The sequence below is a fragment of the Tenacibaculum sp. TB-56 genome, assembly GCF_059716275.2.
Genome location: NZ_CM201367.1, coordinates 2,722,640 through 2,744,323, shown reverse-complemented (window position 1 = coordinate 2,744,323; position 21,684 = coordinate 2,722,640). Strand labels below are relative to the sequence as shown.

Sequence of the window (21,684 nt, the reverse complement as noted above, 5' to 3'; positions counted from 1 at the left end):
ATGATACAAACAGATATATTAATTATTGGAGCGGGTCCAACAGGACTATTTACAGTTTTTGAAGCAGGATTATTAAAACTACGTTGTCATTTAATTGATGCCTTACCGCAACCAGGTGGGCAGTGTTCAGAAATTTATCCGAAGAAACCTATTTACGATATTCCGGCATATCCAGAGATTTTAGCAGGAGATTTAACCAAGAACCTGATGGAGCAAATCAAACAATTTGAACCAGGATTTACCTTAGGAGAACGAGCGGATACTATTGAAAAGCAAGACGACGGAATGTTTATCGTAACTACCAATAAGGGAACAAAACATCAAGCACCTGTGGTAGCGATTGCAGGTGGGTTAGGAAGTTTTGAGCCACGTAAACCTATCATCCCAAATATTATCGATTTTGAAGATAAAGGAGTGGAGTACATGATTAAAGAACCAGAATTGTATCGTGATAAAGATGTGGTAATCGCTGGAGGAGGAGACTCTGCTTTAGATTGGTCTATTTTCTTAACAGATGTGGCTAAATCGGTAACCTTAATTCATAGAAGAAACGAATTTAGAGGAGCGTTGGATTCTGTAGAAAAAGTTCAAGAATTAAAGAATTTAGGAAAAATCAATTTGATAACGCCTGCTGAGGTAAAAGCAGTGTTAGGGAAAGAGCACGTAACAGGAGTTGTAGTAGAGGAAACAGGTAAAGAACCATTTATCATTGATACAGATCATTTCATTCCATTATTTGGATTGGCACCAAAGTTAGGACCGATTGCCAATTGGGGATTAGAAATTGAGAAGAATGCCATTAAAGTAAACAATGCGTTAGATTATCAAACGAATGTTGAAGGTATTTATGCGATTGGTGATGTGAATACTTATCCAGGAAAATTAAAATTGATTTTATGTGGATTCCACGAAGCAACGTTAATGTGCCAAAGTGCTTATCAGCGTATCCATCCAGATAAAAAATATGTGATGAAATATACCACAGTAGGAGGCGTAGATGGTTTTGATGGAACTCGAAAAGAAGCACCAAAAGCAGTAGTAAAAGCGATTCAGTAATGGAGCAGGATGTTACAATTAAAATTACCGATCGAGATGGCGTATTGCACGAGGTAATTGCTCCGACAGACATGGCAATGAACTTAATGGAGGTGGTTCGATCGTACGAATTAGCTCCTGAAGGAACTATTGGTATTTGTGGTGGAATGGCAATGTGTGCCTCTTGTCAGTGTTATGTGAAGTCGAATCATGAATTGCCAGAAATGAATGATGATGAAGATGCAATGCTAGCAGAAGCGTTTTATGTGCAAGAAAATAACCGATTAGGGTGTCAAATTCATATAACTCCTGAATTAGAAGGATTAGAAGTTGAGTTAGCTCCTGAAAGTTAATTATTTTTGTAAAAATTTATCACATGGGATTCAAGCAGTACGATTTATCATTAAAAGATGATGTAGAAGTTTTTACAAAACAATTATTTTATGCCTTGTTTAATGATGTATGCCAAGAAAAAGCAAATCATTTAAAAGAAAAGTTTGAAAAAATTTTAAAGGGTTTAGCTATTGAAAATACTTCGGAAGTATGGGCAGCATATCAACAAACGTTTTGTGAAATACGAGAAAAGTTAGATTTAGATGCCAAAGCATTTGAAAAGACAGATCCTGCCTGTAAAAGCTTAGGAGAAGTGTATTTAGCCTATCCAGGATTCCATGCGATTGCCGTATATCGTTTGAGTCATGAATTGTACAAAATGGAAGTTCCGATTTTACCAAGAATGATGAGCGAATATGCACATGGATTAACAGGAACGGATATTCACCCAGGAGCAACCATTGGTGATTCGTTTTTTATAGATCACGCAACAGGAATTGTGATTGGAGAAACCACGATTATTAAAGAAAACGTAAAAATATATCAAGGAGTTACCTTAGGAGGGATTCAAGTAAAGAAAGAATTGGCTTCCACAAAAAGGCATCCAACGATTGAAAATAATGTAACCATTTACGCCAATGCAACTATCCTAGGAGGCGATGTAGTGATAGGACGAGATAGCATTATAGGTGCAAATGTTTGCGTAACCACCTCTGTACCCGAAGGATCTATTGTAACCTATGAGTCAGAAAATAAAATAACCACTAGAAAATCCTATGTTAAATAATGTAGGTAGAAAAGTAACCATGAAAACTAAAACGATAATAGATAGCATAGGAAATACACCACTAATAGAAGTTTCTAACATCCTTCAAAAAGAAGGAGTGAAGTTATTGCTAAAATTAGAAGGAAACAATCCTGGTGGAAGTGTAAAAGACCGAGCAGCCTTTAATATGATTGCTGAAGCTATCAAAAGGAAAAATATCCGTTCAGGAGATTATTTAGTAGAAGCAACTAGTGGAAACACAGGAATTGCGTTAGCGCTCATGGCAAAAATATTAGGAGTAAATATGGTATTGGTTATGCCTGAAAATTCTACAGAAGAACGTGTAAAAACCATGCGAGCATACGGAGCTGAGGTTATTTTAACGGATGCAGAAAAAGGTATTGAAGGTTCTAGAGATGTTGCCTTAGAATTACGTTATAAAAAAGGCTATTTTATGTTGAACCAGTTTGAAAATACCGATAACTGGAAAGCACATTATAAAACCACTGGTCCAGAAATTTGGAACGATACTGAAGGAGAAGTAACACATTTTGTATCTGCCATGGGAACTACAGGAACCATCATGGGAGTTTCTACTTATTTAAAAGAACAAAATCCTGAGGTACAAATTATAGGTGCGCAACCTAAAGACGGAGCTAAAATTCCAGGAATTCGCAAGTGGACACCAGCCTATCAACCAAAATTCTTTAACAAAAGTAAGGTGGATCAGGTGGTTGAACTAGACGAAAACGATGCTAAAAACATGACGAGAAGACTAGCACAAGAAGAAGGTGTTTTTGCAGGAATGAGTAGTGGAGGAGCGGTACATGTAGCATTAGAAATAGCCAAAACCATTGATAAAGGCGTAATTGTAGCTGTTATTTGCGACCGAGGAGATCGTTATTTATCTTCGGATTTGTTTCAGTAGATTGTTTTTACTTATTTAAACAAACGATTTTATATATAGCGTACGGATGTTATTCGTACGCTATTTTTCTGAAATCTCTTTAAGTTTATTCAACGCTTTATCCCAAGTTGAGTTAAAATAATCAAGGTAGTCGTCTGCTACATCGCAATCTATTGTTACTGTGGTGATACCGTTCTGTTCGTGGAATGAATAATTTTCTAGTGAACCTGCCCATTTTTCAATCTCAGGACCTTCGGTAATTTCATTTTCACCGTCTAACATTCCGTTATGACGAATGGAAATAAACTGAAAAGGAATATTATCTACAATTTCAGAAACCATTCCACCTTTTTTACCATTTTCATCCGTTCCTACAAAATAGATTTTACTTCCTTTTTCCCAGCTCCCTTCATAGGTTGAGGTCGGATTAAACTCAGCTGTCCATTGCTGGTAAGTTTCAATAGTATCAATACCCAACATGGTGTTGTACACCTTTTCAGCAGAAGCGTTAATGTCTTTTTTAAATTGTAGCTTTTTCATGAAGGTTATAATAATATAAGTGTTTTTTTAAAAAGCATGTCAACGGTTAAGCCTAAAACTACGCATTATTTTTATACGGTGTTGGCAATAGTTATTTTCTATTCAATTCTATTAATCGCAGATTCTAATTCTGAAAGTCTAAATCTTAAACCTTCACTTTCGTCACGAGATTTCTTTAAGTCATTTCTTAAATATTTAATTTCTAATAATAATCCTGAAATTGTCTCGCTCAAAGAGCTGATTTCAATTGTTAATTCTTTCGGTGTCATATTTTATTTTTAAGATTTCACTATTTTTTAGCTTTCTTGCCAAAGTATTTTATTCCGATTATTAAGTACACTACTAATCCCATTAAAGCACTCAAGGAATTTAGAGAGTCTTTGTCAGCAAGAAGACTTCCTTCTTCGTAGAAAAAGTAATTCAATAACCATTCAATAATGTTAAATGACATTACAAATACAAAGAAAAGTCCTAAAATCCAATATATAATTGCAGGAAGCCTTTTGCCTGATTTTGTTTTCCATTTAGTTAATAAATAAGTAAATCCTATTATCAGGATTAATTTGAAGACTATTATAATCAATACATCGTAAATCATAGGTTATTCTTGGTTTTAATTATTGCCAACTCGTTATAAAAGAACTAAAACTTCTTTTACCTATGTATCTAAATGTGATAAGTAGAATTTTTAGCAATTTTATTTTTTTTTGTTACAAGTCTCCAATATAAAACAAAATAAAAAAGCGAACAAAAAATGTATGGTTATATTAGTAAGTTTTAGATATAATAATTAATTATCTAACAAGCTAATAGACAATGTTTTTGTATTCTAACACCATTTTCCATAGTTGTTAAAAGAATGGTAAATGATTTAACGATGAATGTAAAAGTCTTGATTAGATTAACTTTTGGCATACATGTTGAAAAGCTCTAGGAAAATTATTTTATTATGAGAACAATTTCAGGGCAAATCAGCAAATTATTTTTAATAACATTCTTAACTATTACTTCTATGGCAGTAGGACAAACATCTTTAAAGAAAGTGGATTTATCAATATACCCTAAACCAGAGAAAGGATTTAAACAAATGGTTATAGAAGTTCCTCATTCAGCTAATGATAGTAACAAAAAAATAGAATTTGTTATTGGAAAGTGGATGGAAGTAGATACTTGTAATAAGCACGGACTTGTAGGAAGTATAGAGAAAAAGGATCTTAAAGGATGGGGATATTCGTATTATGATTTTACTACAGATGGTGGAGTTATATCTACTCAAATGGCTTGTTTTGAAAATAGCACAGTTAGAAAGTTTGTTACCAGTCAACCAACAACAGTAAGATACAACGGAAAATTACCTATTGTTATTTATGTACCAGAAGGTTACGATGTTCAATTTAAGATATTCAAGGCAGAAGATGATGTGTATCATGCAAGTGAGGTAAAACAGAAATAAACTTAAAGCGCTGTGATTTATTACAACTTTATATAAGAAAAGCAGCAAATACTATTTGCTGCTTTTCCTTTTTAGAATTAATACACTACTTTTTTTCTTTTATCTATTTTAATTTTGTTAACTAAAAAATAATACTATAACTTTGTTCCGTTCATTAACGTATTGATGTTATCAAGAAAGGTGGAGGGAATAGACCCTTTGAAACCTTAGCAACCCTTTGTGAAAACAAAGAAGGTGCTACATTCTACTGCTTTGGCAGAGAGATAACGAAAAGAATTTTACTTCCTCTTTTCCTGATAACAGTACACTAAATATCAGGAATGTCAAACATTTATCAAGAAATACAAAAACGAATCCTCGTGCTCGATGGTGCTATGGGAACCATGCTTCAGGAATATAAGTTTACTGAAGAAGATTTTCGTGGAGAACGTTTTAAAGAATACCCAACTCCGTTGCAAGGAAACAATGATTTGTTATCCATCACGCAACCCGAAGCCGTAAAAGAAGTACACAGAAAGTACTTTGCGGCAGGAGCAGACATTGTAGAAACCAACACTTTTTCTGGAACCACCATTGCCATGGCAGATTACCAAATGGAAGAGTTGGTATATGAGTTAAATTACCAATCTGCCAAAATAGCCAAAGAAGTAGCTGATGAATTCACTTCAAAAGAACCACATAAACCTCGTTTTGTAGCAGGTTCTATCGGACCTACAAACCGCACGGCAAGTATGTCTCCTGATGTAAATGACCCAGGATATAGAGCGGTAACTTTTGATGAATTACGCATTGCCTATAAGCAACAAGTAGAAGCTTTGTTAGATGGTGGTTCAGATATTTTGTTGGTAGAAACCGTGTTTGATACTCTAAACGCCAAAGCTGCTTTATTTGCCATTGAAGAGGTAAAAGCAGAGCGAAATATAGAAGTGCCTATTATGGTTTCAGGAACGATAACCGATGCTTCAGGTAGAACGTTATCAGGACAAACAGCCGAGGCGTTTTTGATTTCGATTTCTCATATTCCGTTGTTATCCGTAGGATTTAATTGCGCTTTAGGAGCCAATTTATTACAACCGCACTTAGAGGCGATTGCTTCTAAAACGGACTTTGCCATTTCTGCACATCCAAATGCCGGATTACCGAATGCCTTTGGAGAATATGACGAAACTCCTGAAGAAACTGCCAATCAGATAGAAGAATATTTAAAGAAAAATTTAATCAATATCATAGGTGGATGTTGTGGTACTACGCCTAAACATATTTCAGCGATTGCAGCAGTAGCAGCGAAGTACAAACCACGAAATGCCCAACCCTCAGTCTCTTCCAAAAGGGAAGGGAAGTTAAGTTAGTGATGATTAAGAATGGTGTATTTCATAAAAAACAGTAAAGATAGAGATGAGTGATAGAGATATAAAAAATACTACAACAAAAGCCTCTTCCCTTTTGGGAGAGGTTGGAGAGGGGCAGAGATACATGAAATTATCGGGGTTAGAACCACTGATTATTACTCCAGAAAGTAATTTTATCAATGTTGGGGAGCGAACAAACGTAGCAGGATCACGTAAATTTCTTCGATTAATAAAAGAAGAAAAATTTGATGAAGCCTTGGCAATTGCACGTCATCAGGTAGATGGAGGAGCACAAATCATCGATATTAATATGGATGATGGTTTGATTGATGGGAAAGAAGCGATGGTACGTTTTTTAAACCTGATAGCTTCTGAACCTGATATTGCCAGAGTTCCTATTATGATTGATAGTTCTAAATGGGAAATTATCGAAGCTGGTTTACAGGTAGTACAAGGTAAATCGGTAGTAAACTCTATTTCTTTAAAAGAAGGTGAAGAAAAATTTATTTGGGAAGCTACCCAGATAAAAAGATACGGAGCTGCTGTAATTATCATGGCTTTTGATGAAGTAGGACAAGCAGATACTTACGAGCGAAGAATTGAAATTGCAGAGCGTTCTTATAATATATTAACCGACATCGTCGGTTTTCCACCAGAAGATATCATTTTTGATTTAAACATCTTTCCTGTAGCAACAGGAATGGAAGAACACCGAAAAAATGCGTTGGATTTTATTGAAGCTACCCGATGGGTACGCGAAAACTTACCGCATGTAAGTGTGAGTGGTGGAGTAAGTAACGTGTCGTTTTCTTTTAGAGGAAACGATGTTGTTCGTGAAGCGATGCACTCGGTATTCTTATACTATGCTATCAAAGCAGGAATGAACATGGGAATTGTAAATCCTACGATGTTAGAAGTCTACGATGATATTCCGAATGATTTATTAAAACATATTGAAGATGTTGTTTTAGATAGAAGAGATGATGCTACTGAACGTTTATTAGAATTTGCCGAAACGGTAAAAGGGACTAAAGCAGAAAACAAAGAGCAGGTTTTAGAATGGAGGAGTTTCCCACTTCAAGAACGTATTACACACTCTTTAGTAAAAGGAATAGACGCTTTTATAGAAGAAGATGCTGAAGAAGCTCGTTTGAGTGTTGCAAAACCTCTACATGTAATTGAAGGACATTTAATGACCGGGATGAATGTGGTAGGTGATTTGTTTGGTGAAGGAAAAATGTTTTTACCTCAGGTTGTAAAATCTGCCCGAGTAATGAAAAAAGCCGTAGCCTATTTGAATCCTTTTATTGAAGCAGAAAAAAGTGAGGAGCAAAAAGCTATTGGAAAAATATTAATGGCAACCGTAAAAGGAGATGTGCATGATATTGGTAAGAACATCGTATCTGTAGTATTAGGTTGTAACAATTATGAGATTGTAGATTTAGGAGTAATGGTTCCTCCAGAAAAAATCATAGAAACTGCCAAAAGAGAAAAGGTAGATGCTATTGGTTTAAGCGGATTGATAACACCTTCGTTAGATGAAATGGTGTATTTAGCCAAAGAAATGGAACGTCAAAATTTGGAGATTCCTTTATTAATAGGAGGAGCAACAACTTCTAAAGCACATACTGCTGTAAAGATTGATACACAGTATAAAAACGCAGTAGTACACGTAAACGATGCATCAAGAGCGGTAACTGTAGTAGGAGATTTACTAAATAAAGAAACCTCAAACGAATATGTTGCCAAGTTGAAGCAAGATTACGAAGAGTTTCGAGATAAATTCTTAAAACGAGGAAAACAGAAGCACTACATACCAATTGAGGAAGCTAGAGAGCGAAAATTCAAAATAGATTGGGACACTACTAATATTAGTAAACCAAAAGAACTAGGCGTACAAAAATTAGAACAAGTAAGTTTAAAAGACTTGGTACCTTATTTTGACTGGAGTCCGTTTTTTCGCTCGTGGGATTTACACGGAAAGTTTCCTGATATTTTAGAAGATGAAGTAGTAGGTACAGAAGCAACCAATTTGTTTGCAGATGCTCAGAAGATGTTACAACTCATCATAGAAAAACAAGCATTAAAACCTAAAGCAATCTTCGGTTTGTTTGAAGCAAACACAATTAACGACGACGATATTTCAGTTCAAAAGAAAGGAAAAGAAATCGCAGTGTTTAGAACCTTACGTCAGCAATTAAAAAAGCGAGAAGGAAAACCAAGTTTTGCTTTGGCAGATTTTATTGCTCCAAAGGAAACAGAAAGAACAGATTATATAGGAGCTTTTTGTACCGCCATTTTTGGAGCTGATGAATTAGCCTTACAGTACAAAGAAAATCACGATGATTATAATGCTATTATGGCACAAGCCATTGCCGATCGTTTTGCTGAAGCTTTTGCTGAATATTTACATCATCGAGTAAGAACGAAACACTGGGGCTATGCTTCCGAAGAAAATTTAACCAATGATGAATTGATAAAAGAAGAATATAAAGGTATTCGTCCTGCACCTGGGTATCCAGCTTGTCCTGATCATCTTGAGAAAGAGACGATATGGGAATTGTTAGGAGTTGAAGAGCATATAGGAGTAACCTTGACAGAAAGTTTAGCTATGTGGCCGGCAGCAGCTGTTTCAGGATATTATTTTGCCAATAATGAAGCTAAATATTTCGGTTTGGGTAAAATAACAGACGATCAGGTAAGAGATTTTGCAGAGCGAAAAAACATTCCTTTAGAAAAAGCCAGAAAATGGTTGCATCCAAATATATCAGACAATTAATAATAAATTAAAAAACCAATAAAAAGAGCGTATTTAATTAACAATAAGTTTTAAGTAAGCTAAGATAAAAGCTAAAAAGACATAGTAATATTGCAGTATAAAAATCAGATGTAATGAAGAAATATCAATTAGAAATCAGGTTTGCAATTCAACTAGCAATTATGGCAGTTTTATCGTTGTTTGCAGCTTCGCTGATGTAAGTTAAATATGCCTTTATAAGCTATACTTATGAAGGTAACAGAACATTTAGAAAAAGCTAACGGAACATCATTGTTTTCGTTTGAAATTCTTCCACCGTTAAAGGGAGATAATATTGATTCGATATTCAAAAATATTAATCCGTTAATGGAATTCAATCCGCCGTTTATAGACGTAACTTATCACCGAGAAGAGTACGTGTATAAAGAGTTAGAAAGCGGATTGTTAAAAAAGCAAGTAGTAAAAAAGCGCCCAGGTACGGTAGGTATCTGTGCGGCAATTCAAAATAAATACCAAGTAGATGCTGTTCCACATATTTTGTGTGGAGGATTTACCAAAGAAGATACCGAGAACTTCTTAATAGACCTCGATTTTTTAGGTATCGATAACGTAGTTGCGTTGCGTGGTGATGCTGTAAAAAGCGAAACTTATTTTAAGCCAGAAAAGGACGGACATGCGTATGCAAGTGAGTTAGTAACTCAAATTGAGAACTTAAATAAAGGAAGATATTTGGATGATGACTTGCAAAACTCCTCAAAAACTGATTTTTGTATCGGTGTAGCTGGTTATCCAGAAAAACACATGGAAGCACCAAGTTTAGATTCTGATATTCATTTTTTAAAGAAAAAAATAAAAAACGGAGCCAGTTATATAGTAACACAAATGTTTTTTGACAATCAAAAATACTTTGAGTTTGTAGATAAATGTAGAGAAGAAGGTATAACAGTCCCTATCATTCCAGGATTAAAACCAATTTCAACTAAAAAACAATTGAATTTAATTCCACATCGATTCAAAGTAGATTTACCAGATGCGTTGATAAAAGAAGTAATTAAATGTAAAGACAATAGTGAAGTACGACAAGTTGGAATAGAATGGTGTATTGCACAAAGTAAAGAGCTGCAACAAAGAGGGGTTCCTATTTTACACTATTACTCAATGGGAAGATCAACCAATATTCAACAAATTGCTGAGGCAGTTTTCTAATAAAAAGTGTCATTTCGAACCGAGTGAAACGAAGTGTGAGAAATCTCATTAAAAAACGTATGTTTTGGGGTCTATTTTGTTTGAAATAGAGGACACTGAGAGCAGTTGAAGAGTTACTTCTGAACAGCAACAAATTTTTCCTGAATAATTTGTGCTACAGGTTTGTTTTCTATTTTGCTTTCCAGCCAAGAAAGAATATCCAAATACAAGAAAGCTCTTTTTTCATAAGGATGATTCTCATATACTTTTAAGCGATCGTATATTTTCTTAAACTCATTTTTTATTTGATGAGGATATACATCGCCTAATGCTTTTATAGAAGAAATAAACTCCTTTTGAACCTCTTGAAGATTCTCCATTTTTAGTAAAAAGCGATAGGTATCTTTAAATTGTCGTTCTAAATCGTAATCCAATCCACATTCATAATGAGCAATTAAACACAATACTCTGGCAAAACATTGTAAGTCTTGTGCTACATCAATATGTTTAGATTTGATAATTTTATTTAGGTATAAAATACATTCTTTGTTTTTGCCCATACCAAAGTACAAACATGCTATTTTGTAGTAAAATACAACAATATGATGCGTGTCTAAACGATCTTTATACTCATCAATTTTTTCATTGATAATGTCTACTAAATATTCACCTTCTGAAAAGTTGCCTTCTAGGAAGTGTAGGTGTAATTTATTGGCATAATAGTATAAAAAGGTAAGGATTTCAGTATTACTATTCTGAGGAATAGTTTTAGCCTCAATCTCATCTTCAAATAAAGAAAGTTCTTCTTTAAATTTATCATAGTGCTTGATAAAAAATAAGCTTTCTAATAGATAATTTTTCCCTTTTAAATAAAAAACAGGGTGTAAAGAAATATTCTTAGCATCATTTTTAAATAAATCTACCCATTTGTTGGCGTACTTGTAACTCTGTAAAAAATCCTGTGTCAAAAAACTATGCCATAAATGTGCTTTGTATAACCATAATTTTTCTCTAAATCCTAATTTTTCATACGAATATTCGGGTAACTTAGAATTGAAATAAGAATTTACGCGTTGCAGTTCTTCATCATTTTTTACGTACCCGTTTTTTAATAAGGTTCCATACAATTGCAGTGATAAGTTAGATAGTTTACTAGCTATTACATTTTGCTGACTGAGTTCTTTTGCTTGAATAGCCAACTCATCTGAACGCGTGTCGATACTTCGGGTTATATATTGACTTTCAATCACTTTTTCCAACTCAACAATTTCATAGGCAATATTTTTTTCTTCATTTTCAATTGCCATATTTTTTGCTTTTTCAAGCAATTTTAAACTTTGTTTGTACAATCCTTTTTGATATAAAACAGTAGCAAAATCTAACTGCTCACGTATTTGAATTCTGATGTTTTTATGAGCAGGATTCATACGAAGACTAATAAGTATTTGCTTATATAAATGCGCTTTTAAATTGGAAAGTTGTTGTTTACTAACAACACCACTATCAATAATTGCTTTTTCGTTGTAACATTTTTGTTTTTCTAACAATTTAAAAAGGGTAAAGAATTTCGCATCTACATTACCACCTAAACGACCTACATATAAATTAAATTGACGTTTTTCTGATTTTGATAACGACTTTATCAAAACAAATAATGCGTCATTTTGTTGGTTGGAGAATGTAATTGGTTTACGCATAACTTTTTGTCTTTCAGTAGTTTGTTTTTGTTTTTTGTTGTTTTGATATCGTAACTAACCCATTTAAAAAGAGTTTGTTAGAAAAGCCAATATATACATTTGGATTTTATTCTGATAATCATAGTTAGATTTATGCACAACGATAAAATTCAAATTTTTGATACTACTTTACGAGACGGGGAACAGGCCCCAGGATGTAAATTAGATACCCAACAAAAATTAATTATTGCCGAAAGACTTGATTTTTTAGGAGTTGATGTAATAGAAGCAGGTTTCCCTGTGTCGAGTCCAGGTGATTTTACGTCGGTACAAGAAATTGCTAAATTGGTTAAAAACGCTTCAGTTTGCGGATTAACCAGAGCTGTAAAAAAAGATATTGAAGTGGCTGCTGATGCTTTAAAGTTTGCTAATAAACCTAGAATTCACACAGGTATTGGTACTAGCGACTCTCATATTCAATACAAGTTTAATGCTTCAAAAGACGAAGTAATTAGACGAGCTAAAGAAGCAGTTTCGTATGCGAAGAATTTTGTAGACGATGTAGAGTTTTATGCTGAAGATGCTGGTAGGACAGATAACGATTTTCTAGCAAAAGTTTGCGAAGAGGTTATTAAATCAGGAGCAACAGTATTGAATATTCCTGATACTACAGGGTATTGTTTACCAGAAGAATACGGAGCAAAAATAAAGTATTTAAAAGAACACGTAAAAGGGATTGAAAATGTGATTATTTCTTGCCATTGTCATAATGATTTAGGATTAGCTACTGCCAATTCTATCGCAGGAGCTATTAATGGAGCACGTCAAATAGAATGTACAATTAACGGAATTGGTGAGCGTGCAGGAAATACAGCGTTAGAAGAAGTGGTTATGATTTTAAAACAACATCCATATTTAAATCTTCAAACAGATATTAATACCAAATTGTTATATGATACGAGTATCATGGTTCGCGAAAAAATGGGAATGCCTGTTCAGCCTAACAAAGCCATTGTGGGAGCCAATGCTTTTGCGCATAGTTCAGGAATTCATCAAGACGGAGTGATTAAAAATCGTGAGACTTATGAAATTATCAATCCAGCAGATGTGGGGGTTAATGAAAGTGCTATTGTGTTAACAGCACGAAGCGGAAGAGCAGCTTTAGCATATCGTGCCAAAAAAATTGGATACGAATTAACCAAAATTCAATTAGATACTGCTTATAAAACCTTCTTGCAGTTTGCTGATAGACAAAAAGAAGTGATAGATGAAGATATTCATCAAATTATGAAACAAGTTAACAACATTTCAAAAATAGCCATAGCCTAATGGGAAAGACATTATTTGATAAAGTTTGGGATGTGCATGTGGTTGATAGCATTAAAGACGGACCACAGATTCTATATATCGACAAGCATTTAATTCATGAAGTAACAAGTCCACAGGCATTTAATGAATTAAAAGAACGTAATATTCCGATTGCACGACCTGATAAGATTGTAGCAACGGCTGATCATAATACACCAACAGTAAATCAGCATTTACCGATAAGAGATGAGCTGTCTCGAAATCAGCTGGAACAGTTGACCAAAAACTGTGAAGAAAACAACATCACTTTATATGGGTTAGGTCATCGTTATAATGGAATTGTCCATGTAATGGCTCCTGAATTAGGAATTACACAACCAGGAATGACCATGGTATGTGGCGATAGCCATACCTCAACTCATGGTGCTTTTGGAACTATTGCTTTTGGTATCGGTACAAGTCAGGTTGCACAGGTATTTGCAAGCCAATGTTTGTTGTTAGAAAAGCCTAAGAGTTTACGTGTAAACGTGAATGGAAAGTTGAAAAATGGCGTATTACCAAAAGATGTAATCTTATATATTATTGCAAAACTAGGGACAAATTCAGGGACTGGATATTTCTGTGAGTATGCAGGAAATGTGTTTGAAGAAATGTCTATGGAAGGACGTATGACCGTTTGCAATATGAGTATTGAAATGGGAGCAAGAGGAGGTATGATTGCTCCAGATGAGACTACTTTCGATTACGTAAAAGGACGTGAGTTTGCTCCAAAAGGAGAGGAGTTTGATAAAAAAGTAGCGTATTGGAAAACGTTGAAAACGGATAAAAACGCAGTATTTGATAAAGAATATTCGTTTGAAGCAGAAGATATTGAACCAATGGTAACTTATGGAACCAACCCAGGAATGGGTATAAAAATTTCTGAAAATATTCCCCTTTTAAATGATATTTCCTTTGAAAAGTCACTGCAATACATGGATTTTCAAAAAGGAACATCTTTAATAGATAAACCGATTAATTATGTGTTCATTGGAAGTTGTACAAACTCTCGAATTGAAGATTTTAGAGTCGCTGCTAATTATGTAAAAGGGAAGCAAAAAGCATCTAATGTGCATGCATGGTTAGTGCCTGGTTCACAACAAGTGGCGAAACAAATTAAGTTAGAAGGATTACAAACCATTTTTGAAGAAGCAGGTTTTCAATTACGTCAACCAGGATGCTCCGCATGTTTGGCAATGAACGATGATAAAATTCCAGCAAAAGAATATTGTGTTTCTACATCTAATAGAAATTTTGAAGGACGTCAAGGACAAGGAGCACGTACTATTTTAGCAAGTCCGCTTGTAGCAGCAGCAACAGCTATTGAAGGTAAAATAATAGACATTACTAAACACTTAAATTAAGATGGAAAAGTTTGTAAAACTGATTGATACAGCCATACCATTATCAACAGAAAATATTGATACAGATCAAATTATACCAGCACGCTTTTTAAAATCGACTGACAAAAATGGTTTTGGTGATAATGTGTTTAGAGATTGGCGTTATAAAAAGGATGGAAGTTTAAATGAAGATTTTGTATTAAATAATGATAATTATAGCGGAAGTATTTTAATAGCAGGAGATAATTTTGGTTGTGGTTCTAGTAGAGAACATGCAGCTTGGGCGTTAGCAGGTCATGGTTTTAAGGTAGTTATCAGTAGTTTTTTTGCAGATATTTTTAAAGGAAACGCCCTCAATAACGGAATCTTACCGATACAAGTTCCGAAGGAATATTTAGCAAAATTGTTGAAAAAAGTAACAGAAGAACCAGACACTACTATCATTGTCGATTTAGAAAATGAGGTGCTAAAAACACCTGTAGGGAATGTAGATTTTGAAATCAATTCGTATAAAAAAGTATGCTTGTTAAATGGGTATGATGACATTGATTTCTTAATTAGTAAAAAAGATAAAATAACTGCTTTTGAAGCACAAATGGTATAAAAAGAAATATATGAAGTACAATATAACCGTAATTCCAGGAGACGGAATAGGACCAGAAGTAACAGAACAGGCAAAAAAAGTGTTAAGAGCCATAGGAGATGTATTCGATCATACATTTTTATTTGAAGAAGCTTTAATGGGAGCTTGTGCTATTGATAAAACAGGAAATCCGTTACCTGATGAAACTATCGAATCATGTAAAAAAAGTGATGCTATTTTATTCGGAGCTATTGGCGATCCAAAGTATGATAATGATCCTACAGCTAAGGTGCGTCCAGAGCAAGGGTTGTTACGTTTACGAAAAGAGTTAGGCTTGTTTTGTAATGTACGTCCTGTAAAAGCATATGATACGTTGATTCATAATTCACCTTTAAAGAAAGAAAGAATTGAAGGAACTGATATTGATATTTACAGAGAACTAACAGGTGGTATTTACTTCGGAATAAAAGAACTTAGCGATGATGGAAAACATGCTTTTGATGGTTGTTCTTATACGGTTGAAGAAATAGAACGAATGGCACATTTAGCTTTTCAGTCAGCTCAAAAAAGACGTAAAAAGCTAACTTTGGTTGACAAAGCTAATGTATTAGAAACTTCAAGATTATGGCGTAAAACAGTTACAACTATGGCAAGTGAGTATCCTGATGTAGAAGTTGACTTTTTATTTGTAGACAATGCAGCGATGCAGCTAATATTAAATCCGAAACAGTTTGATGTAATTTTAACAGAAAATCTTTTTGGAGACATTCTTTCAGATGAAGCTAGTGTTATTGGTGGTTCAATTGGTTTGTTAGCGTCGGCGTCTATCGGAAAAGAAAACGCACTGTTTGAGCCGATTCACGGTTCTTTTCCGCAGGCAAAAGGAAAAGATATTGCCAATCCGTTAGCTTCAATTTTATCAGCTGCGATGTTATTAAAACACTTAGGTTTATTACAAGAAGCTCAAGTCGTAGAAGCAGCAGTTGAAAAATCGTTAGAATTAGGAATCACGACTGAAGATATCAATTCAGAAAAACATTTTGGAACGAGTAAAGTAGGTGATTTTATTGCCGACTATATTCACAACCAAGAAGATAGTAACATTAATTTTCAAAATGTACACATGGGTCAGAGCACAATCATTTAACGATGTCAAAACATTATAATAATGAAGAGTGAAGGTTTTTTAACCTTCACTTTTTTATTTTACACATCTTTTAAAGAATGCAAGTCTTTTTTGCATTTATCTTCAAAAAAATCATAAAAACTTACAAACGACCCCTTTTGTCTGGGTATAAAAATAGGGTTCGACCCCTTTTGTCTATACTGAAAATTAGGGAGTTACGAGATTAGTCGTCAATTTTGTGAACGAGATTTTAACCCGTTGATTTTATAGCGGTTACTATCTAAAAACAAGTAAAAAAGCAACAAGCTTTACTTGTAAAAAACAAAGTTCAACAAATAATTACACGATTATGAAAAAATGTTTTAATCTCGGAGTACTTTCCTGTATGCCCCATAAATCATTGTTGTTTATAGGTATGCTAATTGCTCCTTTTTTATTAAACGCTTCAAACAACCATGAAACAATTATTGATAAGCGAAGCAATGAGTTTTTTACTGTAGAAGATCAGCAAGCTTATGAGGTTTCAGGAACTGTTACAGATGCAAATGGAATGCCTTTACCTGGAGTGACAGTAGTCATTAAAGGAACAACAATTGGTGTTTCGACAGATTTTGATGGGAAGTATACCTTAAAAGTAGCTTCAGGAAATCAAGTAACCTTAGTATTCTCTTTATTAGGAATGGAAACTAAAGAGAAAGTAGTATCGGCGAGCCAAAAAGTAGTGAATATTACATTGGCAGAAGCTTCAGAACAATTAGATGAAGTAGTAATTACTTCTGATGGATACCGAAAAATAGACCGTCGTTTATTTACAGGTGCTGCTACCAAAGTTAAAAAAGATGACCTTTTACAAGGTATGGCAGATGTGAGTAGAGCTTTAGAAGGAAAAGTAGCAGGGGTTTCTGTACAAAACGTTTCTGGTACTTTTGGTGCTGCGCCTAAAATTCGTGTGCGTGGAGCTTCATCTATTTTTGGAGACACCAAACCTTTATGGGTAGTTGATGGAGTTGTTTTAGAAGATGTGGTTGATGTTTCTCCAGACCAATTATCATCGGGTGATGCGGCTACACTAATTGGTTCGTCAGTAGCAGGTTTAAATGCTGATGATATTGAAAGTTTCCAAATTCTTAAAGACGCTTCGGCAACAGCTTTATACGGTGCACGTGCAATGAACGGAGTAATTGTAATTACCACTAAAAAAGGTAAAACAGGTAAGGTGACTATTTCATATTCAGGAGAGCAAACCTTACGTGCTAAACCAACCTATAACAACTACAATATTATGAATTCGGTAGACCAAATGTCTGTTTACCGTGAGTTAGAAAGTAAAGGTTGGTTAAATCATGCTGAAATTTCAAGACAAAGTAACGGAGGGGTGTACAAAAAAATGTACGATTTAATCAATACGTACTATCCAGAAACTGGAAAGTTCGGATTAGAAAACACTCCAGAAGCACGTGCGAAGTTTTTACAGTCTTATGAAAGAAACAATACTGATTGGTTTGATGTATTATTTAAAAACTCAATTATTCAAAATCACTCCTTAAGCTTATCAGGAGGAACTGATAAAGGGAACTTTTATTTCTCAACAAGCTTTTATGATGATGCAGGATGGACTTTAGCTGACGACGTATCTCGTTTTACCGTTAATGCGAAAGGAAATGTAAAAGCTTCAGATAAATTATCAATTGGGTTTTTAACAAGAGGGTCTATTCGTCAGCAAACAGCTCCAGGTACGTTTAAAAGAAATAGAAATCCTGTAGATGGTGCTTTCGATCGTAATTTCGATATCAACCCATTTAGTTTTGCGTTGAATACCAGTAGAGTGTTAAAGCCGTATGAAGATGATGGTAGTTTTGAATACTATCGTATGAATTATGCTCCTTTCAATATTATTGAAGAGTTACAGAACAACCAGATAGAAATGGATGTACTTGACTTAAAAATTCAAGGAAATTTAGATTATAAAATCACGGATGATTTAGACTATAGTTTCGTAGGGTCGTTACGTTATGTAAAATCTACCCAAGAGCATAAAATTACTGAAAAATCAAATTTAGCAAATGCCTATAGAGCAGATGATACTTATGAAATAGCTTCATCAAACAGATTTTTATTTTCTGATTTAGCAAATCCAGACGCGCTACCAGTAGTAGTATTACCAAAAGGAGGTTTTTACAATAGAAAAGACGATTTATTATTCAATTACTATTTCAGAAATACTTTAAACTGGAATAAAACTTATAACGACAAACACATTTTAAATGTGTTAGTAGGGCAAGAATTAAAGTATTCAAACAGGGAAAATTCATTTTTTGACGGAGTTGGATATCAATATGATAGAGGAGGAATTCCTTTTATCGATTATCGATTTATTCAACAACAAGTACAATCAGGATTTAGTTACTACGGAATGCAAGAATACCGTGATAGATTCTTAGCGTATTTTTCAACAGGAAGTTATTCTTTTGACAGAAAATATACCTTAAACGGAACATTTAGATACGATGGTTCTAACCTTTTAGGAAAAGCGAAAAGTGCCCGTTGGTTACCAACTTGGAACTTGAGTGGTTCATGGAATGCACACGAAGAAGACTTTTTAGCAGATTCTGATGTAATTTCTTACTTAACATTCCGTGGAACTTACGGATTAACAGCAAGTATGGGACCTGCAAGAAACTCTAGTTTAATATTAATGAACCAAGTTGCTGACCGTCCTTACGATTCAGAAAGAGAATCTCAAATGTTTATTCAGTCTTTAGAAAACAGCGAATTGACTTGGGAAAAGCAGTATGAAACCAATGTTGGGGTTGATTTAGGGTTGTACAATAACAGAATCAATTTAAGTTTAGATGCTTATAAAAGAAACGGATTTGATTTAATTGGTAACATCCGTACTTCGGGTATTGGTGGTGAGTTTTACAAGTTTGCTAATTACGCAGATATGGAGTCTAAAGGAGTTGAATTTACTTTAGGAACTAAAAATATTCAAGGAAAAGAGTTTTCTTGGAACACAAACTTAACTTTTGCGTATAACGAAAATGAGATTACGAATTTAAAATCATCACCAAACGTATTCGATTTAGTTCAAAGTACAGGAGGGGCGTTAGAAGGATATCCTGTTCGTGGATTGTTCTCTATTCCTTTTGCGGGATTAAATGAAGATGGAATTCCAACATTTATTAATGAAGACGGAGAAGTTTCAACAGATATAAACTTCCAATCAGAAAATACAGATTTCTTAAAGTATGAAGTGACCAATCGACCCTAAAGTAACAGGAGGTCTTACCAACAGCTTTAAGTACAACAACTTTACGTTAAATGCTTTTATCTCGTACCAATACGGAAACAAGATTCGTTTGCATCCATCATTTAAAGCACGTTATTCAGATTTAGATGCGTTACCAGAAGAGTTTAAAAACCGTTGGGTGTTAGCAGGAGATGAAGAAGTAACCGATGTGCCTGTAATTCTTTCAAACAGAGCTTACGATGTAAACTATGAAAGAACTTACAATGCTTATAATTATTCAGATGCAAGAGTAGCAGATGGGTCTTTTATAAGAATGAAAGAAATATCGTTATCGTACGATTTTCCAAAGTTAGTCTTAGAAAACCTTGGTATTACTAACGGACAAATAAGGTTGCAAGGATCGAATTTATTTTTACTGTATTCAGACAAAAAATTAAAAGGTCAAGACCCAGAATTCTTTAGAGCTGGGGGTGTAGCAATGCCAGTATCTAAGCAGTATACCTTATCATTAAAAGTAGGATTTTAAACTATAGAAATTATGAAAAATTTTAAAACATACATATGGTTTTTAATGGTTGCTAGCGGATTGTTTTTTTCGTGCAGTGATTATTTAGATACCGTTCCAGATAATAGAGCAACCTTAGATTCACCTGAAAAAGTAAGTGAATTATTAGTATCTGCTTATCCTGATGCAACGTACATGAACTTTACTGAAACCATGACCGATAATGCAGGCGACAAGGAGAAAGGAGATTATATTCAAGACAGATTAGAAAATTCTGAAGCATTCTTTTGGAAAGATCATACCACAGTAGAACACGGTACACCAACTTTTTACTGGAACGCTTGTTATAAAGCTATTGCACATGCCAATGAAGCTTTAGACATGATTGAAGGAGTAGAAGACCCTGAAAACTATTCAGCACAAAAAGGAGAAGCGTTGTTAGCAAGAGCATATTCACACTTTATGTTAGTGAATTTATTTGCAAAACATTACGATCCTGCTACTGCAAGTTCAGATTTAGGTGTTCCGTTAGTAACTGAGCCAGAAACAACTGTATTTAAATCGTATAAAAGAGCAACAGTTGAAGAGATTTACACTCATTTAGAAAAAGATATTGTTGAAGGACTTAAGCTAATTAAAGATGATGTTTATAGCGTACCAAAATATCATTTTAACCAAGCTGCAGCACATGCTTTTGCAAGTCGTTTTTATTTGTATAAAGGTGAGTGGGATAAAGTAATTGAACATGCTGATTTAGTATTAGGAGCTAATCCTGCGAGTAAATTAAGAGATTGGAACGGTGTATACCAAACTTATACTGTTAACGAAATGGGAGCAGCGTATACCAAAGCTGAAGAACCAGCTAATTTATTATTAGCAAGTACAAACTCATTATGGGCAAGAGGCTACATTGTATACAGATATGCTTTGGTAAACGATATTAAAGAAGAATTGTTCGATTCTCCTATCAATGCTTTTAACCTTGGGTACAAGGTAGTAGGTTCAGAAACGCTTTTCCACATTCATAAATATGAAGAATATTTTAAAAGGGTAGGAGGTGCTAATGCTAATGTAGGGTATCCGATGTTAATGGCTCCGTTATTTGTAATGGAAGAAGTGCTTTTTAATAGAGCAGAAGCACACGTAATGAAAGGTGATTATGGTTCAGCATTGGTAGATTTAGACGCTTTCTACAGTAAAAGATCGACAAGTTATAGTACTTCGGGTCCTATTGAAGAAAATGAAATTAGAGCTATATATGAGAATGATGACACTCAGTTAACAGCACATTATCCGATTGCTGAAGACAAAGTGGATTTCTTAAAATTTATTTTAGACTGGAGACGTAGAGACTTTATTCACTCAGGAATGAGATGGTTTGACATCAAAAGATTCCACATACCAGTAGTACACAAAACCTTTGATGGCAACGAAATGGTATTACCAGGAAATGATTTAAGAAGAGTGTTACAAATACCATCATCTGCAATTGCATCAGGTATTACTCCAAACCCTCGTTAATCTTTAA

19 protein-coding genes and 1 riboswitch are annotated in these 21,684 nt (G+C 34.3%); of the genes, 15 read left to right on the top strand and 4 right to left on the bottom strand.

The window, feature by feature from the left end:
• The 4 genes from AC3VI6_RS13165 to cysM are packed head-to-tail and all read left to right on the top strand — an operon-like array spanning nt 1 to nt 3,062.
• Nucleotides 1–1,056 (top strand): NAD(P)/FAD-dependent oxidoreductase, encoded by a 1,056-nt coding sequence (locus AC3VI6_RS13165; RefSeq protein WP_497706545.1) that lies wholly within the window; start codon nt 1–3, stop codon nt 1,054–1,056.
• Nucleotides 1,056–1,388, top strand: coding sequence for a 2Fe-2S iron-sulfur cluster-binding family protein (locus AC3VI6_RS13160; protein WP_497706544.1), 333 nt, complete (start codon nt 1,056–1,058; stop codon nt 1,386–1,388). Before AC3VI6_RS13165 ends, AC3VI6_RS13160 begins: the two co-directional genes overlap by 1 nt.
• A 23-nt stretch (nt 1,389–1,411) precedes the next feature.
• Entirely contained in the window at nt 1,412–2,155 is a 744-nt protein-coding gene (epsC, locus tag AC3VI6_RS13155) for a serine O-acetyltransferase EpsC (RefSeq protein WP_497706543.1), read from the top strand.
• A gap of 19 nt (nt 2,156–2,174) precedes the next feature.
• Entirely contained in the window at nt 2,175–3,062 is an 888-nt protein-coding gene (gene cysM / locus AC3VI6_RS13150; protein WP_497706597.1) for a cysteine synthase CysM, read from the top strand.
• A gap of 60 nt (nt 3,063–3,122) precedes the next feature.
• Here the strand turns inward: cysM and AC3VI6_RS13145 are convergent, their stop codons facing one another.
• The 3 genes from AC3VI6_RS13145 to AC3VI6_RS13135 form a co-directional block, all read right to left on the bottom strand.
• Nucleotides 3,123–3,581 carry an SRPBCC domain-containing protein gene (locus AC3VI6_RS13145; protein ID WP_497706542.1) on the bottom strand — a complete coding sequence of 153 codons (459 nt, stop codon included), beginning with the start codon at nt 3,579–3,581 and terminating at the stop codon, nt 3,123–3,125.
• Between the two features lie 98 nt (nt 3,582–3,679).
• The gene (locus AC3VI6_RS13140; RefSeq protein WP_520436331.1) at nt 3,680–3,850 is read right to left on the bottom strand and encodes a hypothetical protein; all 171 of its coding nucleotides are present in this window, start codon (nt 3,848–3,850) and stop codon (nt 3,680–3,682) included.
• A gap of 20 nt (nt 3,851–3,870) precedes the next feature.
• Nucleotides 3,871–4,179: a hypothetical protein gene (locus AC3VI6_RS13135; RefSeq protein ID WP_497706540.1), complete on the bottom strand. Its 309-nt coding sequence runs from the start codon at nt 4,177–4,179 to the stop codon at nt 3,871–3,873.
• A 351-nt stretch (nt 4,180–4,530) separates the two neighbouring features.
• Here AC3VI6_RS13135 and AC3VI6_RS13130 point away from each other — a divergent pair, with 351 nt between their 5' ends.
• The 4 genes from AC3VI6_RS13130 to metF all read left to right on the top strand — a co-directional run bounded on the left by AC3VI6_RS13130 (nt 4,531) and on the right by metF (nt 10,347).
• Nucleotides 4,531–5,034 carry an ecotin gene (locus AC3VI6_RS13130; RefSeq protein WP_497706539.1) on the top strand — a complete coding sequence of 168 codons (504 nt, stop codon included), beginning with the start codon at nt 4,531–4,533 and terminating at the stop codon, nt 5,032–5,034.
• 165 nt (nt 5,035–5,199) lie between these two features.
• Nucleotides 5,200–5,304, top strand: a riboswitch (SAM riboswitch).
• A 50-nt stretch (nt 5,305–5,354) separates the two neighbouring features.
• Entirely contained in the window at nt 5,355–6,383 is a 1,029-nt protein-coding gene (locus AC3VI6_RS13125; protein ID WP_497706538.1) for a homocysteine S-methyltransferase family protein, read from the top strand.
• A 124-nt stretch (nt 6,384–6,507) separates the two neighbouring features.
• A complete protein-coding gene (gene metH / locus AC3VI6_RS13120; RefSeq protein ID WP_497706596.1) occupies nt 6,508–9,162 on the top strand; it encodes a methionine synthase in 2,655 nt (884 codons plus the stop codon).
• A gap of 228 nt (nt 9,163–9,390) precedes the next feature.
• Nucleotides 9,391–10,347: a methylenetetrahydrofolate reductase [NAD(P)H] gene (gene metF / locus AC3VI6_RS13115; RefSeq protein ID WP_497706537.1), complete on the top strand. Its 957-nt coding sequence runs from the start codon at nt 9,391–9,393 to the stop codon at nt 10,345–10,347.
• A 113-nt stretch (nt 10,348–10,460) separates the two neighbouring features.
• Here the strand turns inward: metF and AC3VI6_RS13110 are convergent, their stop codons facing one another.
• A complete protein-coding gene (locus AC3VI6_RS13110; RefSeq protein WP_497706536.1) occupies nt 10,461–12,023 on the bottom strand; it encodes a hypothetical protein in 1,563 nt (520 codons plus the stop codon).
• Between the two features lie 132 nt (nt 12,024–12,155).
• Between AC3VI6_RS13110 and AC3VI6_RS13105 the strand changes: the two genes are divergently transcribed.
• From AC3VI6_RS13105 to AC3VI6_RS13075, 7 genes are all read left to right on the top strand, one after another.
• A complete protein-coding gene (locus AC3VI6_RS13105; RefSeq protein ID WP_497706535.1) occupies nt 12,156–13,331 on the top strand; it encodes a 2-isopropylmalate synthase in 1,176 nt (391 codons plus the stop codon).
• Nucleotides 13,331–14,713, top strand: coding sequence for a 3-isopropylmalate dehydratase large subunit (gene leuC, locus AC3VI6_RS13100; protein ID WP_497706534.1), 1,383 nt, complete (start codon nt 13,331–13,333; stop codon nt 14,711–14,713). The genes AC3VI6_RS13105 and leuC overlap by 1 nt, the downstream gene beginning before the upstream one ends.
• Before the next feature lies 1 nt (nt 14,714).
• Nucleotides 14,715–15,296, top strand: coding sequence for a 3-isopropylmalate dehydratase small subunit (gene leuD, locus AC3VI6_RS13095; RefSeq protein ID WP_497706533.1), 582 nt, complete (start codon nt 14,715–14,717; stop codon nt 15,294–15,296).
• A gap of 10 nt (nt 15,297–15,306) precedes the next feature.
• On the top strand, nt 15,307–16,422 hold the full coding sequence (gene leuB / locus AC3VI6_RS13090; RefSeq protein WP_497706532.1) for a 3-isopropylmalate dehydrogenase: 1,116 nt from the start codon (nt 15,307–15,309) through the stop codon (nt 16,420–16,422).
• A gap of 364 nt (nt 16,423–16,786) precedes the next feature.
• Entirely contained in the window at nt 16,787–19,672 is a 2,886-nt protein-coding gene (locus AC3VI6_RS13085; RefSeq protein WP_497706531.1) for a SusC/RagA family TonB-linked outer membrane protein, read from the top strand.
• A gap of 88 nt (nt 19,673–19,760) precedes the next feature.
• A complete protein-coding gene (locus tag AC3VI6_RS13080) occupies nt 19,761–20,177 on the top strand; it encodes a hypothetical protein (RefSeq protein WP_497706530.1) in 417 nt (138 codons plus the stop codon).
• Between the two features lie 12 nt (nt 20,178–20,189).
• Nucleotides 20,190–21,677, top strand: coding sequence for a RagB/SusD family nutrient uptake outer membrane protein (locus tag AC3VI6_RS13075; protein WP_497706529.1), 1,488 nt, complete (start codon nt 20,190–20,192; stop codon nt 21,675–21,677).
• The last annotated feature ends 7 nt before the right edge of the window (nt 21,678–21,684 follow it).

What these genes read in the sequence shown, in the direction of transcription:
- AC3VI6_RS13085 (WP_497706531.1), top strand. Translation starts at nt 16,787, where the DNA reads ATGCCCCATAAATCATTGTTGTTTATAGGTATGCTAATTGCTCCTTTT.
- AC3VI6_RS13130 (WP_497706539.1), top strand. Translation starts at nt 4,531, where the DNA reads ATGAGAACAATTTCAGGGCAAATCAGCAAATTATTTTTAATAACATTC.
- AC3VI6_RS13140 (WP_520436331.1), bottom strand. Translation starts at nt 3,850, where the DNA reads ATGACACCGAAAGAATTAACAATTGAAATCAGCTCTTTGAGCGAGACA.
- AC3VI6_RS13125 (WP_497706538.1), top strand. Translation starts at nt 5,355, where the DNA reads ATGTCAAACATTTATCAAGAAATACAAAAACGAATCCTCGTGCTCGAT.
- AC3VI6_RS13105 (WP_497706535.1), top strand. Translation starts at nt 12,156, where the DNA reads ATGCACAACGATAAAATTCAAATTTTTGATACTACTTTACGAGACGGG.
- AC3VI6_RS13165 (WP_497706545.1), top strand. Translation starts at nt 1, where the DNA reads ATGATACAAACAGATATATTAATTATTGGAGCGGGTCCAACAGGACTA.
- AC3VI6_RS13110 (WP_497706536.1), bottom strand. Translation starts at nt 12,023, where the DNA reads ATGCGTAAACCAATTACATTCTCCAACCAACAAAATGACGCATTATTT.
- AC3VI6_RS13160 (WP_497706544.1), top strand. Translation starts at nt 1,056, where the DNA reads ATGGAGCAGGATGTTACAATTAAAATTACCGATCGAGATGGCGTATTG.
- leuB (WP_497706532.1), top strand. Translation starts at nt 15,307, where the DNA reads ATGAAGTACAATATAACCGTAATTCCAGGAGACGGAATAGGACCAGAA.
- metF (WP_497706537.1), top strand. Translation starts at nt 9,391, where the DNA reads ATGAAGGTAACAGAACATTTAGAAAAAGCTAACGGAACATCATTGTTT.
- leuD (WP_497706533.1), top strand. Translation starts at nt 14,715, where the DNA reads ATGGAAAAGTTTGTAAAACTGATTGATACAGCCATACCATTATCAACA.
- AC3VI6_RS13145 (WP_497706542.1), bottom strand. Translation starts at nt 3,581, where the DNA reads ATGAAAAAGCTACAATTTAAAAAAGACATTAACGCTTCTGCTGAAAAG.
- AC3VI6_RS13075 (WP_497706529.1), top strand. Translation starts at nt 20,190, where the DNA reads ATGAAAAATTTTAAAACATACATATGGTTTTTAATGGTTGCTAGCGGA.
- cysM (WP_497706597.1), top strand. Translation starts at nt 2,175, where the DNA reads ATGAAAACTAAAACGATAATAGATAGCATAGGAAATACACCACTAATA.
- epsC (WP_497706543.1), top strand. Translation starts at nt 1,412, where the DNA reads ATGGGATTCAAGCAGTACGATTTATCATTAAAAGATGATGTAGAAGTT.
- metH (WP_497706596.1), top strand. Translation starts at nt 6,508, where the DNA reads ATGAAATTATCGGGGTTAGAACCACTGATTATTACTCCAGAAAGTAAT.
- leuC (WP_497706534.1), top strand. Translation starts at nt 13,331, where the DNA reads ATGGGAAAGACATTATTTGATAAAGTTTGGGATGTGCATGTGGTTGAT.
- AC3VI6_RS13135 (WP_497706540.1), bottom strand. Translation starts at nt 4,179, where the DNA reads ATGATTTACGATGTATTGATTATAATAGTCTTCAAATTAATCCTGATA.